Annotated in this window: 16 protein-coding genes and 1 pseudogene; 8 read left to right on the forward strand and 9 right to left on the reverse strand. The window is 53.5% G+C overall.

Features of this window, described 5'->3' with window-relative positions:
- Positions 1–228: 228 nt before the first annotated feature.
- Both nudB and aspS read right to left on the reverse strand, forming a co-directional pair.
- Positions 229–660 (reverse strand): dihydroneopterin triphosphate diphosphatase, encoded by a 432-nt coding sequence (gene nudB, locus NR302_RS10940; protein WP_008110490.1) that lies wholly within the window; start codon positions 658–660, stop codon positions 229–231.
- On the reverse strand, positions 660–2441 hold the full coding sequence (aspS, locus tag NR302_RS10945) for an aspartate--tRNA ligase (RefSeq protein WP_258143449.1): 1782 nt from the start codon (positions 2439–2441) through the stop codon (positions 660–662). The genes nudB and aspS overlap by 1 nt, the downstream gene beginning before the upstream one ends.
- Before the next feature lie 232 nt (positions 2442–2673).
- On the opposite strand from aspS, the gene NR302_RS10950 reads away from it, so the two are divergent.
- Positions 2674–3495 (forward strand): DUF72 domain-containing protein, encoded by an 822-nt coding sequence (locus tag NR302_RS10950; protein WP_258143450.1) that lies wholly within the window; start codon positions 2674–2676, stop codon positions 3493–3495.
- A 245-nt stretch (positions 3496–3740) separates the two neighbouring features.
- Here the strand turns inward: NR302_RS10950 and NR302_RS10955 are convergent, their stop codons facing one another.
- The 3 genes from NR302_RS10955 to NR302_RS10965 all read right to left on the reverse strand — a co-directional run bounded on the left by NR302_RS10955 (position 3741) and on the right by NR302_RS10965 (position 5196).
- Positions 3741–4451: an HNH endonuclease gene (locus NR302_RS10955; RefSeq protein ID WP_258143451.1), complete on the reverse strand. Its 711-nt coding sequence runs from the start codon at positions 4449–4451 to the stop codon at positions 3741–3743.
- Positions 4452–4455: 4 nt separating this feature from the next.
- Positions 4456–4866 (reverse strand): hypothetical protein, encoded by a 411-nt coding sequence (locus NR302_RS10960; protein WP_258143452.1) that lies wholly within the window; start codon positions 4864–4866, stop codon positions 4456–4458.
- Between the two features lie 117 nt (positions 4867–4983).
- Positions 4984–5196, reverse strand: a complete 213-nt coding sequence (locus tag NR302_RS10965) for a hypothetical protein (RefSeq protein ID WP_258143453.1) — start codon at positions 5194–5196, stop codon at positions 4984–4986.
- Between the two features lie 144 nt (positions 5197–5340).
- Here NR302_RS10965 and NR302_RS10970 point away from each other — a divergent pair.
- From NR302_RS10970 to cmoB, 3 genes and pseudogenes are all read left to right on the forward strand, one after another.
- Positions 5341–5685: pseudogene (locus NR302_RS10970) on the forward strand (hypothetical protein); the annotation flags it as partial.
- A 78-nt stretch (positions 5686–5763) separates the two neighbouring features.
- Positions 5764–6492, forward strand: a complete 729-nt coding sequence (gene cmoA / locus NR302_RS10975) for a carboxy-S-adenosyl-L-methionine synthase CmoA (RefSeq protein ID WP_097097065.1) — start codon at positions 5764–5766, stop codon at positions 6490–6492.
- On the forward strand, positions 6489–7457 hold the full coding sequence (cmoB, locus tag NR302_RS10980; protein ID WP_258143454.1) for a tRNA 5-methoxyuridine(34)/uridine 5-oxyacetic acid(34) synthase CmoB: 969 nt from the start codon (positions 6489–6491) through the stop codon (positions 7455–7457). Before cmoA ends, cmoB begins: the two co-directional genes overlap by 4 nt.
- A 3-nt stretch (positions 7458–7460) precedes the next feature.
- Here the strand turns inward: cmoB and NR302_RS10985 are convergent, their stop codons facing one another.
- The 3 genes from NR302_RS10985 to cutC form a co-directional block, all read right to left on the reverse strand.
- Positions 7461–8081 (reverse strand): LysE family translocator, encoded by a 621-nt coding sequence (locus NR302_RS10985; RefSeq protein ID WP_008110500.1) that lies wholly within the window; start codon positions 8079–8081, stop codon positions 7461–7463.
- A 162-nt stretch (positions 8082–8243) separates the two neighbouring features.
- Positions 8244–9101, reverse strand: coding sequence for a hypothetical protein (locus NR302_RS10990; protein ID WP_258143455.1), 858 nt, complete (start codon positions 9099–9101; stop codon positions 8244–8246).
- Positions 9102–9270: 169 nt separating this feature from the next.
- Positions 9271–10023: a copper homeostasis protein CutC gene (cutC, locus tag NR302_RS10995; RefSeq protein WP_008110505.1), complete on the reverse strand. Its 753-nt coding sequence runs from the start codon at positions 10021–10023 to the stop codon at positions 9271–9273.
- 85 nt (positions 10024–10108) lie between these two features.
- Between cutC and NR302_RS11000 the strand changes: the two genes are divergently transcribed.
- On the forward strand, positions 10109–11248 hold the full coding sequence (locus tag NR302_RS11000) for a MalY/PatB family protein (RefSeq protein ID WP_154156424.1): 1140 nt from the start codon (positions 10109–10111) through the stop codon (positions 11246–11248).
- Here the strand turns inward: NR302_RS11000 and NR302_RS11005 are convergent.
- Entirely contained in the window at positions 11245–11805 is a 561-nt protein-coding gene (locus NR302_RS11005) for a VOC family protein (RefSeq protein ID WP_258143456.1), read from the reverse strand. The genes NR302_RS11000 and NR302_RS11005 overlap by 4 nt on opposite strands.
- 311 nt (positions 11806–12116) lie before the next feature.
- On the opposite strand from NR302_RS11005, the gene NR302_RS11010 reads away from it, so the two are divergent.
- The 3 genes from NR302_RS11010 to NR302_RS11020 all read left to right on the forward strand — a co-directional run bounded on the left by NR302_RS11010 (position 12117) and on the right by NR302_RS11020 (position 15915).
- On the forward strand, positions 12117–12239 hold the full coding sequence (locus NR302_RS11010; RefSeq protein WP_007889544.1) for a hypothetical protein: 123 nt from the start codon (positions 12117–12119) through the stop codon (positions 12237–12239).
- A 170-nt stretch (positions 12240–12409) separates the two neighbouring features.
- A complete protein-coding gene (gene argS, locus NR302_RS11015) occupies positions 12410–14140 on the forward strand; it encodes an arginine--tRNA ligase (RefSeq protein WP_256696633.1) in 1731 nt (576 codons plus the stop codon).
- A gap of 395 nt (positions 14141–14535) precedes the next feature.
- Positions 14536–15915 carry an aromatic acid/H+ symport family MFS transporter gene (locus tag NR302_RS11020; protein WP_008110512.1) on the forward strand — a complete coding sequence of 460 codons (1380 nt, stop codon included), beginning with the start codon at positions 14536–14538 and terminating at the stop codon, positions 15913–15915.
- Positions 15916–15927 lie beyond the last annotated feature (12 nt).

The following is a 15927-nucleotide window of genomic DNA, read 5'->3' on the forward strand; positions in this document are numbered from 1 at the left end:
TGGCGATCTCGGCTCCCGGCAGTGCTCGCAATCCTCACGTACATAAGTACGCTCCGGTTGCTGTGCGCTGGCGGTAACCGACCTCGCTGCGACGATTACGCCCGACTGTTCAATTTTAGTGGTGCAGGTTTCACATCCTGCACCGGGTTTAAGGGACGAAGGAATAACTTCGTCGAATTCACGGAATTTAACTGAACTGCCACGGGAAAAACGCGCGGCGGTGAGCATTCAGATAAATTCTTCAATTGCCTGGCGGTTACTCCAGGACTTGGTGAGGGCTGCGGCAGCGGCGGGTTCGAGCCAGCGCGCGGCGAGATGCTCGGTGAGCAGCAGGTCGCGTTCTGCGGGTATGGCCAACCTGAACCAGTGTTCGCGATTGTGCGTGGTGCCCGGTGCGTAACGATGGCGATAGTGCGGGAAGATCTCAAACTCGATTTGCTTGTGGCAATCGTCCAGCACTAACTTTTCGTGCGCAATATCGATGGCGAGCTCTTCTAACACTTCGCGCTGTGCCGCCTGGCGCGGGGTTTCGCCCGCTTCCAGGCTGCCAGTGACCGATTGCCAGAAGCTGTCGTCATCACGTCGCTGCAGCATTAACACCCGGCCGGTATCGCGGGCAAAAATCACCACCAGCACCGAAACCGGATGTTTAAAGCCCATTACTTGTTCTCTGACTTTTCTTTCTTCGGCGCCACCAGAATGCCGAGGTCCAGCAATGCTGCTGGATTGGCTTCGCTTGGGGCTTCGGTCATCATGCACGCTGCGGCGGTGGTTTTCGGGAACGCGATCACATCACGGATGTTATCGGTGCCGGTCAACAGCATGGTCAGACGATCCAGACCGAACGCCAGGCCCGCGTGCGGCGGCGTACCGTATTTCAGCGCGTCGAGCAGGAAGCCAAACTTCTCACGTTGCTCTTCTTCGGTGATGCCGAGGATGCTGAATACCGTCTGCTGCATTTTTCCGCTGTGGATACGTACGGAACCGCCGCCCACTTCGTAGCCGTTAATCACCATATCGTAGGCATTGGCCACCGCTTGTACCGGATCGGTTGCCAGCTCATCTGCGCTCATGTCTTTCGGCGACGTGAACGGATGGTGCATCGCTGCCAGGCCGCCCTCTTCATCTTCCTCAAACATTGGGAAGTCGATCACCCACAATGGCGCCCAGGCTTTGTCATCGGTGATCTGCAGATCGCGGCCCACTTTCAGACGCAGCGCGCCCAGCGCATCCGCCACCACTTTGGCGCGGTCCGCGCCGAAGAAGATCAGGTCGCCATCTTGTGCGCCAGTACGGTTGAGAATGTCTTCAACGATTTCTGCACTGAGGAACTTGGCAACCGGGCTCTGTACGCCTTCGAAGCCTTTAGCGCGTTCGTTGATCTTCATCCACGCCAACCCTTTAGCGCCGTAGATTTTGACAAATTCGCCGTACTCATCGATTTGCTTACGCGTCAGCGCAGCGCCGCCCGGTACGCGCAGGGCCGCCACGCGGCCTTTGGCATCGTTGGCTGGACCGGCAAACACCTGGAACTCCACGTTTTTCAGCAGATCGGCAACGTCCACCAGCTCCATTGGGTTACGCAGATCTGGCTTATCGGAACCGTAACGGTTCATCGCTTCCGCAAAGGTCATCTGCGGGAAGTCACCGAGATCCACGCCTTTGATGTTGATCCACAGTTCACGAATCAGACGTTCCATCTTTTCACGCACCTGCTCGGCGGTCATGAAAGAGGTTTCCACGTCGATCTGGGTGAATTCTGGCTGACGATCGGCACGCAGATCTTCGTCACGGAAACACTTAACGATCTGATAGTAGCGGTCAAAACCCGACATCATCAGCAGCTGTTTGAACAGCTGTGGCGACTGCGGCAGCGCGTAGAATTTACCTTTATGCACACGGCTTGGCACCAGATAGTCACGCGCGCCTTCTGGCGTGGCTTTGGTCAGCATTGGCGTTTCGATATCGAGGAAACCCTGGTCGTCCATAAAGCGACGCACGAAGCTGGTAATTTTAGCGCGGGTTTTCAAACGCTGCGCCATTTCCGGACGACGCAGGTCCAGATAGCGATAAGTCAGGCGCGCTTCTTCGCTGTTGACCTGGTTAGAGTCCAGCGGCAGCGGTTCAGCACGGTTAATGATGTTGAGCTCATGAGCGAACACTTCGACTTCGCCGGTTGCCATGTCGCTGTTTTTGTTCTTTTCGTCACGTGCGCGCACGGTGCCGGTGATCTGGATACAGAATTCGTTACGCAGCTCAGATGCCAGCTGGAAAGCGTCCTGACGATCGGCATCGAAGAACACCTGTGCGATACCTTCACGGTCACGCATATCGATAAAAATCAGGCTACCCAGATCGCGACGGCGATTTACCCAGCCGCAGAGAGTGACTTGCTGACCCACGTGAGACAGATTGAGCTGTCCGCAATATTCTGTACGCATAACGTATCCTTTTAACTTCGCCGCTGCTGCCAGACAACATCAGGCCGCGTAACCTTCTGAGATGCTGTCGCAAAAAAGGCGGCTATTATAATGGAAAAACCCAGGCAGGATAAGTGGAGCCCGATCAAAGCGGACAAAACATTATGCTTTATCGCGCTGTTTTTCCTGCCGACATCAAAACAGGGTACATTAAGCCGCCCTTTCCCGCCCCTAAAGGATTCAGGAGTTCGCGTTGACACTTCGCATAGGATTACCGCAATGGCAGCACGCGCAATGGAAACAGTTCGGCATTGAGACCTTAGCCGACTACGCACAGCTGTTTGGTTGTGTGGAAGGCAATACCACGCTGTATGCGCTGCCAAAGCCGGAAGTGGTGATGCGCTGGCGCGATATGACGCACGACGATTTTCGTTTCTGCTTTAAGTTTCCCGATAGCATTAGTCATAAAGCGGCGCTGCGCGACTGCGATGAGTTGCTGACGGAGTTTTTCCGCCTGCTCGATCCGCTGAGCCAGCGCATTGGTCAATATTGGCTGCAGCTACCCGCCGCGTTTTCACCGGCACAGCTGGTTGATTTATGGTCCTTTCTCGACAGTTTGCCGCGTAATTTCCGTTATGGCGTTGAGGTGCGGCATCAGGCGTTTTTTGCCAAAGGTGACGCTGAACGCGCGCTGAATCGCGGTTTACTGGATCGCGGCGTTAATCGGGTGATTCTCGATAGCCGTCCGGTGCATGCTTCAACCTCGCAAACTGCCGCCGCCGTGGATGCGCGAACGAAAAAGCCGCGCGTGCCGCCGCATGCGGTACGCACCGGTTCGCAACCGATGGTGCGTTTCATTGGCAGCGATAGCGTGGCGGAAAGCGTGCCGCTGTTTCAGCCGTGGCATAGCAAGCTGCAAGCGTGGCAGTTAGATAGCGATCCAATGCTGTTTATTCACACGCCGGATATGGGCGAGGTGTTTCCGCTGATTCAGGCGTTGTGGCCACAGTTGCAGCAACTGGAGCCATCGTTACGCGATCTGCCCGACTGGCCGCAGCAATCGAGCCTGTTTTAGACGCAACGCAAAGGGTGCAGCCTGGCCTGACTTGCACCCATTTCCAATCAGCAGCAATACGAAATTAATGTCAAATAGTGTTTGTCAACACAGCAGTTGTGATCTGCTCCTCTTTGATTAATACAAGGGTGTTAGTAATTAACATCAGAGGTCAATTTTGGTGTGCCCATAGACATCTACTTTGCGTAAATATATGGCAGATTTGTTTATGGGCTTGCATCACTTATTGATGTGCTCAACTTCGTTTAGTTAACTGGCTTAAGTTCAAGCTTCCCAAAATGGGCTTCACGGTGACAGTTGGGACAGAGTGCTATCGCGTTTTCTACAGAATCCTCTCCACCGTTTGCAAGCCACTCAACGTGATGTACTTCTAAATATGGTCTACCGTCTTCACGCCTGAAAGGTGCATTTTTCAGGCAGTATTGGCATTTACCTTTAGCTAAGGCTAACACCTCTGCTACAACGAGCGGGTTACGTTTAAATTCATATGTACTAACGATAATTCTTTCAGGAGTGGCGCTTGCTGTAGAGAGCTTCTCTCTACGCTTTTCAGAGGTCAACTCAATTGCTGCTTCGATTTGAAGTTCAAATTCACTCTTGACAGGGCGAGTCAGCCACTTCCCATCAAATGATTCATAGATCTCGAAGACACCGTGTAAAACAGGATCGTAAACTTCAAAAACCTTACCGTTTTTGTAGAGGCGGTCATACTCATGGTGACGATGGTTAACATCATCTGTGCGTCTGGCTGTTCTGTTGAAACTCCAATGACCGCGATTGCAGTTAACTGAGTTAACAACCAAGTTAAGATGAGTATCATCTTTGTAATGTGCAAATAAATGCCTCAATACAGCGTCAACTTGTGCGGCTGTAGCTTTACCACCGAATTCTTTTTCTACTATTTCAACTGTCGTTGTGCGAATGGGCTTATCACCATAGACGTATTTACGAGCCATTCCTTTATCCCTCGAACAATTCAGAAAAATGTTGTTTAAGCATTGGCGTGGTGAACATCTCGACAAAAGCCATATCAGAGACATCTACTGTGAAACATTGCATCTCTTTGACCAAACCGAGACAAACAAGTTTTAATGTGCCATAGCAATTTTCATTGTTAACTATGATCTGCCCTTCCCTGATGTAGGAAGTCATGAATGTTAATATGCAATGCAGTGCAGCTATGCGGGGATCTATGCGTTTACTATCAACCACTTTGAAAACAAATGAATTACTACGATATTGACTGATGACAATGGCATGTGCTAACCCAGCTATACCTACCCTCAATAAAGCAGGTAAAGACATCAGGCGAGTGTCTATCACGGTCTCAACTTTGCTTATAAACCAGGATTCTCGGAGGTTGTTGAACATAATTTTACCTCAACGATCTTATTACAGGGATCCTTATGACTCACTGCGAGGTTATGACATTCTCACCGATGTTGACCTTATAAATAATTCTATTTTCATCTACTACTACTTATCGCGTCAAATAGAATAACGATCCCATTCATTTACCCAACCTGTTACAGCTTGATGCATACCTTCTTGCCCGAATTGCATATATGAGAAGCTATTCTGCTGGCGTAAATAAGCTTGGAATAACATGCTTTTTCCTGCGGTATTTTGATTGCGCCCAGGCCAGTTAAGATATAAAGAATGAACTTCTCGTTTTGTCTCAGCTACGCGACTTCTCATCATAATTCCTTCTATGTTAACTTTCTGGTCATATTATAAACCATTTTGTACTTGAGCAAGAAAAGCCAGCCGTTTTATCAAATAAGATTCTTAGGGCAAAAAGTTGTTAAAGTGATTAATTTACGCTGTGTATCATTGAATGGTTGATTGCTTGATAGCAGTCCGGTGCATGCCTCAACCTCGCAAACCGCCGCCGCCGTGGATGCGCGATCGAAAAAGCCGCGCGTGCCGCCGCATGCGGTGCGCACCGGTTCGCAACCGATGGTGCGTTTCATTGGCAGCGATAGCGTGGCGGAGAGCGTGCCGCTGTTTCAGCCGTGGCACAGCAAGCTACAAGCGTGGCAGCTGGATAGCGATCCCATGCTGTTTATTCATACGCCGGATATGGGCGAGGTGTTTCCACTGATTCAGGCGTTGTGGCCACAGTTGCAGCAGCTGGAGCCATCGTTACGCGATCTGCCCGACTGGCCGCAGCAATCAAGCCTGTTCTAGACGCAACGCAAAGGGTGCAGCCCGCCCGCGTTTCTGCCAAAATAGCGCCCTTTCCGTTTTCTCTCCGGACCTTTCATTATGTCTGATCGCGATACGCTATTTTCCGCGCCCATCGATAAGCTGGGCGACTGGACCTTTGACGAGCGCGTAGCTGAAGTTTTTCCCGATATGATTCAGCGCTCGGTGCCGGGTTATTCCAACATCATTTCGATGATTGGCATGCTGGCAGAACGCTTCGTTCAGCCCAATAGCCAGGTTTACGATCTTGGCTGTTCGCTGGGTGCCGCCACATTGTCGGTGCGCCGCAATATTCATGTGCCTGGCTGCCAGATTATTGCTGTAGATAATTCGCCGGCGATGGTTGAGCGTTGCCGTCGCCACATCGATGCTTTCCGTGCGGATACGCCGGTGCAGGTGATCGAGGCGGATATTCAGGATATCCACATTGAGAACGCCTCGTTGGTGGTCCTGAACTTTACCCTGCAATTCCTTGAGCCGCCGGCTCGTCTCGAGCTGCTGAAGAAGATCGTTAATGGATTGAATCCGGGCGGCGCGCTGGTGCTGTCGGAGAAGTTCAGTTTTGAAGATGCCGATGTCGGCGAGTTGCTGTTTAACATGCATCACGATTTCAAACGCGCTAACGGTTACAGCGAGCTGGAGATCAGCCAGAAACGCAGCATGCTGGAGAACGTGATGTTGACCGATAGCGTCGAAGCGCATAAGGCACGCTTGAAAACCGCCGGTTTCAAACATGCGGAGTTGTGGTTCCAGTGCTTTAATTTTGGTTCGTTGGTGGCGTTGAAATGATTGAGTTTGGCCGTTTTTATCAGCAGATTGCCACCGGCCCGCTGGCCAGTTGGCTGGAAGTGTTACCGGCGCAAGTTGCCGCATGGCAGCGTGAGAATTTGCACGGTAAGTTCCGCGACTGGGAGAAGTCAGTTGATTACTTGCCGCTGCTGACGCCGCAGAAGCTGGATTTGTTGCACAGCGTGAGCGCGGATGTAGAGGATCTGACCGATCGTCAGCGTCTTGGCATTGAGAATCTGCTGCGCAATTTGATGCCGTGGCGCAAAGGTCCTTATTCGCTGTACGGTACCGAGATTGATACCGAATGGCGTTCCGACTGGAAATGGGATCGCGTGTTGCCGCACATTTCGCCGTTGCAGCATCGCACGGTGCTGGATGTTGGTTGCGGCAGCGGTTATCACATGTGGCGCATGATTGGCGCAGGCGCGAAGCTGGTGGTCGGCATCGATCCGATGCAGCTGTTTTTGTGCCAGTTTGAAGCGGTGCGTAAGCTGTTGGGTGACGATCGTCGGGCGCATTTGCTGCCGCTGGGCATTGAGCAACTGCCGGCCTTACAAGCGTTCGATACCGTGTTTTCAATGGGCGTGCTTTATCACCGCCGTTCACCGCTTGATCATCTGATGCAGCTGAAAAATCAGTTAGTCAGCGACGGTGAGTTGGTGCTGGAGACGCTGGTGATTGAAGGCGATGAGAACGCGGTGTTGGTGCCGGGTGAGCGTTATGCGCAGATGCGTAATGTGTACTTTATCCCTTCTGCGGCCGCGCTGAAGAGCTGGCTGGAGAAGTGCGGATTTGTCGATGTGCGCATCGCGGATTACGCGGTGACGTCCGTGGAAGAGCAGCGTCGTACCAACTGGATGACCAGCGAGTCGCTGGCCGAGTTCCTTGATCCGAACGACAGCAGTAAGACCGTTGAAGGTTATCCCGCCCCACTGCGTGCTGTGTTAGTTGCCCGCAAGCCGTAATGCTTAACGCCGCGATAGCGCCAGCTTCGCGGCAAAGCCTATAAAAACGCAGCCCGTCAGGCGATCCATCACTTTCAGTACCGCTGGACGACGCAGATGCGTCGCAAAGTATTGGCTGCTGCCGATTAGCACCGCATTCCACACCAAACCAATCACCATATGCGTGAGCGCCATCAGCGTGCACCACAGCGGCACCGATGCGCCCGCCGGAATGAACTGCGGCAGGAAGGTGACGTAGAACACGCCGACTTTAGGGTTTAATAGATTACCAAATAGTCCGCGTGTGAAGCAGGCAACATAGCTTTGCTCTTTATTCTGCGCATGCTGACCTGCTTCCGCTTGAGTACGTGGGTTGATGAGTAATTTGACGCCGAGATAGAGCAGATAGGCCGCACCGATCCATTTCAGCAGGTTATACGCCATTTCCGAAGCCAGCAGCAGCGCGCCCAGGCCAAGGCCCACCGCAACGCCCCACACCAGGCAACCCAGCGTGACGCCAAACGCCGTGGCCGATGCACGTTTCCAACCTTGCGCGGCGGCGGAACGCAACACTAATGCAGTATCAAAACCGGGCGTGAGCGTGAGGATGGTGATGGCGAAGAGGAATGAAAGGATGAGTGTCATGTGCGGGCTCCCTGTTTAGTTCCGTGCGTTTCAGGCAAAGAATCAGGGCCGCTCCGTAAAGGCGTCGTGAACACATCCTTGTGGACTCTGCCGCCGCATCCATGCGGCGGAAGCTTTACTCCGCGGCCCTGATTCTTTGCCTTTATGTGGGTTTTGTGCGGTTTAATCTTGTGCGGCTGTTTCGGCAGGTGCGTTCCAGTATTGGTATTTATAAGCGGAGCTGAGATGGCGTTCAATGGTGCCTTTGGCAAATACTTCGGTTTCATGCAGATAACTGAGCGTACAGTTGCCCACTTCATCCCACAGTTGGCACTCATCCACCGAGCGTAGCGTGCTGACTGGCGTGGTCGAGGTGCCGTTCAGGCGCAGTTCCCGCCACTGGTTATCGTAGCTGTAAGTATCTTTGCTGCGCGCGCTACTGGATGAGGTCACCAATCCTTGTGGATTCCAGCGCCAGCTGCTTTCGCCGTTGGTCATGCTATCGCTGCCGCGCGCCACGCTTTTTTCTACTCTGAACTGTTTGTCATAGCGGTAAGTGGTATCGGTAAAACCATCTTTGCCCATGCTAGTGAATTTATCGGATGAGCTGACGATGTTGCCATGCTGGCCGATTTGCCAGCTGATGGTGCCCTGACGGTTATCGACCACTTCTTCCTGCCCCGCTTTAATTACTTTGACCATGTAGGCATATTCCGCCACCCAGCCGCGTTGAACACGGGCGATATGCTGTTCCATCGTCAGCAGGACGTTGCCTTCGTTTTTGTCGTAGGAGATATCGGCCACCATTAAATCGCCGCACTGATCAAATTGGCCGAGTACGCGCTTTTGCGAGTCCACATCTTTGCCAAATTCGCCCGCCACCACCTGACGCACCGCGCCTTTGGCATCGCCACCCAGCATGATCCAATTGTTGCTGCTGGTGATGTTTTTGCTCATCGGTGGACACGCCGTGCTGACCGCCAGCGCGACGCCGCAGTAGGGGAGAAGCAGCAGTAAAACGGTACAAGGGATGGATTTCATGAAGGTTATCCGTACGAGGCCATAGAGTAATCAAAGCATCATTTACACGATCACGCTATCTCTACGGGAATGGCGGATAAAAAGAACCCCAGTTAGAAGAACTGGGGTTGGTACTTGCAAACATCACGTCGTTTGGACTGGCGTGCTGCGCGGCAAAATCGGGGTGAATTCAGGCTACCCGGACGGCGCTCATCTGCGTCATGCTTTTCATGGCTTCAACCACATCACCATCAACGCAATAGCGACTGAATTCATCGGTTTCCGCTTCGGAGCACATTGAAACACCGGCTTTACGGTAGCGCATCGGCGAAGCGACTAAACGGCTGGCGGAGCTGTGAACTTCCTGCAATCCACTGTCGATGAACTTCTGGATGTTGCTCAAACGCACGCCCGCACCGGCCATAATAATCGGACCTGTGCTGTGTTCATTTAGTTCCCGTAATAATGCAATTCCTGCTTCGGCGCTCTGTTGCTGGCCAGACGTCAGGATACGCGCGATGCCTAAATCAGCCAGCACCTCAAGTGAGCGTTTTGGACTGTGGCATAAATCAAAGGCGCGATGGAAGGTGACGTCCATGCCGTCACAAAGCGTCATAATCTGCTGCATACGAGCAATATCGACATGCGCATCTTCATCCAGCATGCCAATTACTAAGCCGGGAAAACCGAGTTCACGCATTAGCGCAACGTCCGATTTCATCGACTCAAACTCATAGTTGGTGTAGCAAAAATCGCCGCCACGTGGACGGACGATAGGATGTACCGGGATCGAAATTTCACGTCGTGCCGCTTCCAGCACGCCGGCTGAAGGCGTCAACCCACCTTCGCGCGGTGCGCTGCACAGCTCCACGCGATCGGCACCGGACAGCTGCGCAGTCATTGCGCAGTCGATGCCGTAGCAACAAATTTCCAGTTTCGTCATACCATGCTCCTTCTCATGACTTCTGGCTCGGGATGAATGCTTCAGTTAGTCTACTTAATTGGACAGTTTACGTGGAACTCGCACTATGGCATTCGATTTTAATCAATGGATAGACCGTCGTCACAGCGATAGTTTGAAATGGCACAAATATGGTGATCGCGATGTGCTGCCGCTCTGGGTAGCAGACAGCGATTTCCGTTCGCCGCCGAGTGTGATTGAGGCCATTAAACAGCGCGCTGAGCACGGCGTTTTTGGCTATGGCGCAACGCCGAGCGGATTGATTGATATCACCCTTTCCCGTTTAGCGCAGCGCTACAACTGGCAGATTGAGCCGGACTGGATTGTGTTATTGCCCGGCGTGGTGTGCGGTTTGAATCTTTCGGTCCGCGCATTCACGGAATCTGGCGAATCCACGGTTTCCCCAACGCCGATTTATCCGCCGTTTCGCGGTGCAGCAAAATTGGCCGATCGCGCACAGGTGCATTTACCGCTGCGTTTACAGGACGATCGCTGGGTAATGGATCTCGACGCCAGCGCCATGCAGGGCAATGAGCGCCTGCTGATGCTGTGTAACCCGCAGAATCCGGGCGGCACGGTATATCGTCGTGACGAGCTGGAAGCCCAGCTGGCATTTGCGCAGCAGCATGATTTGATCGTCTGCTCCGATGAAATCCATTGTGATCTGTTGCTATCACCTGGCGCGCAACACATTCCGTTTGCGTCATTAAGTGAAGATGCCGCACAGCGCAGCATCACGCTGATTTCGCCGTCGAAAACCTTCAATATTGCCGGATTAGGCGCGTCGATGGCGATCATTCCCAATCCAGAGTTGCGAGCACGCTTTAAACGTGTGCGGGAAGGCATCGTGCCTGGCGTGGATATTTTGGCGCTGGTGGCGGCCGAAGCGGCGTGGCGCGATGGCGATGAATGGCTGGCGGCGCAGCTGGATTATCTGCGCGCTAATCGCGACTGGCTGGTGGCGCAGGTCAATGCGCTGCCAGAACTGCAGATGGCCGCGCCGGAAGCGACTTACCTCGGTTGGATCGACGCCAGCAAACTGGATGTCGCCAGCCCAATGGACTACTTCGAGCAGCACGGCCTCGGTTTTTCACCGGGTCACGATTTTGGCGACGATAATTTCGTGCGCTTCAACTTTGGTTGTACGCGCGCCACGCTGGAACAGGCGGTGACGCGTTTGCAGCTGGCGGTAGCAGCGCGCCGTTAAGCCTGCTCGCTGGCGACGATCTCTTCCAGTCGCCATGGATGAAATTTGATAGTGGTTTGCCCATCCGTCACCGCCAGTGTCGGATTGGGCAAACGCTCATTATCGCCTTTGGGCGCGCTGGTTTTAAACGAGATGCCCGGCTGCGTCAGCGCATCATCCGAGAGCAACGCCATCGCGCGCACACCCAGCGTTTCCGGTTCACCGCGCAGCACAATCTCCACGTGTTCCCAGCCTTCATGGCGATACAGCTTCTCGCCCGGCCACGGCAGTTCAATCACATCGATTTCCCAACCCGCGAGGTTCAATGGCTGATGCAGTTTGAACAGGCATATCGGGCGACCATTGATCATTGCTTCGGAAAACTGCGTGCCGATTTGCAGCAATCCGTTTTTCCAGCGTTCTGCCGTCGCAAACTGGTGGCAGCGCACCGCAACGTGATCGGCTTCATGTTCAGCCAGGTTAATGCCTAAACGTTCAGCAAATAGCGCCAAAGAGTGCTCAAAACGAGCCAGGTCTTGTTTTAAATCATCCAATTCCATAGGAAAGTTGGTCCGCATCACGTTTTACCTCTAATTCAGTTCAGGTTTACTAATCAATATGAAATTTGCTAGCCGTTGATTCCGCTTGACAAAATTGTCGGATTCATCCGATTTAGGCGTCAAAAAGGCTGAAAACCGCATAAATAGACCATTCATTTCGGATTTATCGCCAAAACAGGTCCAGCAGTTACTTTATGAAAGTGGCTTAACCTTCTGTTATTATTCAGGATAGTTAATACAATGAGATAACTCTTATTTAAGTTGCAAACAATTGCAGCCTGATACCCTTTCTTATAAATTTGTGTTTCACAACTACAAGGAACGGCCTTATGTCTATGCTCATTGTTGTCGCGGTCCTGATTGCATTAATGGGATTTGCAATTTCCCGCCATTGGAAGGTGCGTGAAGACAAAAGCGTTAAAAATCCTCGTCGTCACCCACGGCGCCGTTAATCGGCGCTGAGGGCCCGATGTTACGTCTCACTGAATACCGAATAGCTGACTCACTTTAACATTTCACGTATACTTCCCCTCTTATTTTTCCGTCCCGCCGCGCAGTTGCGGGATGACGACATCGGCTCGCCGCCTACAGGCGGGCCTTTTCAGCATATGAAGGTAACGCGGTGAATATTCAGGCTCTTCTTTCCGACAAAGTCAGTCAGGCAATGATTGCGGCGGGTGCGCCTGCCGATTGCGAACCTCAGGTTCGTCAGTCTGCGAAGGTACAGTTCGGTGATTACCAGGCAAACGGTATGATGGCCGTGGCGAAAAAGCTCGGTCAGGCACCGCGACAACTGGCTGAGCAGGTGATTCAGCATCTGGATCTTAACGGCATCGCCAGCAAAGTCGAAATCGCCGGTCCCGGCTTTATCAATATCTTCCTCGATCGTGCATGGCTGGCGGCGCAAACCGCGCAGGCGCTGCAGCTGCCGCGCCTCGGTGTGAGCAGTGTCGCGCCGCAAACTATCGTGGTGGATTACTCCGCGCCCAACGTGGCGAAGCAGATGCATGTCGGTCACGTCCGCTCCACCATCATTGGTGATGCCGCAGTGCGTACGCTGGAGTTCCTCGGCCATAAAGTGATCCGCGCCAACCACGTCGGTGACTGGGGCACGCAGTTCGGCATGCTGATTGCCTATCTGGAAAAGCAGCAGAACGAACACCACGAAGAGATTGCGCTGGCTGATCTGGAAGCCTTCTACCGCGAAGCCAAAGTGACCTACGATGCCGACGAAGCCTTTGCCGAGCGTGCACGTAATTACGTGGTGAAGCTGCAAGGTGGCGATGAATATTGCCGCAGCATGTGGAAGAAGCTGGTCGATATCACCATGAGCCAGAACCAGCTGGTGTATGACCGCCTGAACGTGACGCTGACGCGCAACGATGTAATGGGTGAAAGCCTGTACAACGACATGCTGCCGGGCATCGTCGCCGATCTGCGCGAAAAAGGCCTGGCGGTGACCAGCGAAGGCGCCACGGTAGTTTTCCTTGATGAGTTCAAAAACAAGGAAGGCGAACCGATGGGCGTGATCATTCAGAAGAAAGATGGCGGCTATCTCTACACCACCACTGACATCGCCTGTGCCAAATACCGTTTCGAAACCCTGCATGCCGATCGCGTGCTCTATTACATCGATTCCCGTCAGCATCAGCATCTGCAGCAGGCGTGGACCATCGTGCGTAAAGCCGGTTATGTGCCGGAATCGGTACCGCTTGAGCATCACGCATTCGGCATGATGCTGGGCAAAGATGGTCGTCCATTCAAAACCCGCAGCGGCGGCACGATTCGCCTCGCCGATTTGCTGGATGAAGCGGTCGAACGCGCGCATGCGTTGGTCAGCGAGAAGAATCCAGAGATGTCAGCGCAAGAGCTGAAAGATCTGTCGGAAGTGGTGGGTATCGGCGCAGTGAAATACGCTGACCTGTCGAAAAGCCGCACCACCGATTACATCTTTGACTGGGACAACATGCTGGCATTCGAAGGCAACACCGCGCCTTACATGCAATACGCCTACACGCGCGTGCTGTCGGTGTTCCGCAAAGCCGGCATTGATGCCGATAGCCTGAGCGGCGACATCGTGCTGACCGAAGAGCGTGAAGCGCAGCTGGCTACGCGTCTGCTGCAGTTCGAAGAAGTGATTACGCAGGTCGCGCGTGACGGTACGCCACACGTGATGTGCGCTTACCTGTACGATCTGGCCGGACAGTTCTCTGGCTTCTACGAACACTGCCCTATTCTCTCCGCCGAGGACGAGAACATCCGTCAAAGCCGTCTGCAGCTGGCCGCGTTAACCGCGAAAACGCTGAAGCAAGGTCTGGACACGCTGGGCATCAAAACCGTCGAGCGCATGTAATACCATCAGCGGAGAGCGCCGCAAACGGCTCTCCGCTGCTTTCCCTCTTCCTTCCTGTTAAAAATCCCCCCTTAACCTGCTCTGAATTTGGCTTTTATCCTGCTCAATACCTGCAATTTCTCTTGCTGCACACGCTTTCTCAATTTTCCGACACAGCTCACCAAATAAACAAAACTCATACCTTCATAACCATTTTATGGCAGACAAAGTCGCACGCCATCCCTAATTTGGTAATGGAAGCAAGAAAGCAGAAACATGCAACAAGCTGTTTTAAAAGCTAAAAACTATAAAACTTACCCTTGCAATCGGGTTAAAGTGATGCCCCCGGCCCATGTCAGGGCGGAAAAAAATCTCAACCCGATAACGTCATTAATAAAAAAATCAGAGCGTATCCTATGAGCAATCACGACATTATCGATGTAAAAGGCTGGATCGACGCCCGGCCGATCACCGGATACCAGTGGCTGACCCTCAGCCTGTGTTTCATCATCATCATGTTTGATGGTTACGACGCGGCAGCGATGGGGTTCATTGCGCCCGCGCTGATTGAAGACTGGGGCATCAGCCACGCGGAAATGGGGCCAATTCTCGGCGCTGCGATGTTTGGCGTGGCGATTGGTGCGCTGATCGCCGGTCCGTGGTCCGACAAATTCGGCCGGAAGCGCGTACTGCTGTTGTCGATTGCCGTCTTCGCCTGCTTCAGCCTGATGAGCGCCTTCGCCCGTACGCCGCTGGAAATGGGCGCGTTACGTTTTCTCACCGGCCTCGGTCTCGGCGCGGTGATGCCCAATTGCGTCACGCTGGTGTCGGAATATATGCCGGAGCGCCGCCGCAGCCTGATGATCACCGTGATGTACAGCGGGTTTAATATCGGTTCCGGACTGGGCGGATTCATCGCCGCCGGCATGCTGCCGCACTTTGGCTGGCAAGCGGTGCTGGGTTTTGGTGGCCTGCTACCGTTGCTAATGTTGCCACTGCTGCTGTGGCTGCTGCCGGAATCGGCGATGTACATGGTGGTGCGCAAAGTCAGTCGCGACAAGATTGCTGCGGTGCTCAAACGTCTGGGCGGTGAGTTCTCCGCTGGCACCGCCTTTGTGCTCAATGCGCCAATCATCCCGAAAAAAGCCCAGGTGCTGCAGCTGTTCAGCCGCGGCTATGCGGGCGGCACTGTGGTGTTATGGCTCACCTACTTCATGGGGCTGTTCGTCATCTACCTGCTTAACGGTTGGCTGCCGACCATTCTCCGTTCTGGCGGCGTAACGCTTGAGCGTGCCGCGATTGTCGCCGGCTTGTTCCAATTGGGCGGCACCTTTGGCGGCCTGATGGTCGGCGGATTGATGGACCGTTTCAAAGCGAAATATGTTATCGCCCTGTTCTATCTGCTGGGCAGCTTCTGCCTGGTTTCGCAGGGCATCTGGAGCTTTGGCCCGAATGTACTGGCGCTGCTGGTGTTCCTCGCTGGCGTCTGTATCAACGGGGCGCAAACCGGATTGCAGGCGTTTTCTCCGGCCTTTTACCCCACTGAAATGCGTGCCACCGGCGTGTGCTGGATGCACGGCATTGGACGCAGCGGCGCCATTATCAGCTCGTCGCTGGGCGGCGTGCTGCTTGGCGTGTTCCCTGGGCAAACAGCCATTTTTATCGTTTTGTCGCTCCCGGCAGTTTTGGCGGCACTTTCCATCACCCGACATCACCCTGCACAGGTGGCCCGTCAGGTTAAAGGCATCGACCTTAATGACCTGCCGTCCCTGTCGCGTACCCTCAATAATCGATGAAGTAGAGGTCAA

It is taken from the genome of Pantoea sp. SOD02, from assembly GCF_024707505.1.
Classification (GTDB): Bacteria; Pseudomonadota; Gammaproteobacteria; order Enterobacterales; family Enterobacteriaceae; genus Pantoea; species Pantoea symbiotica.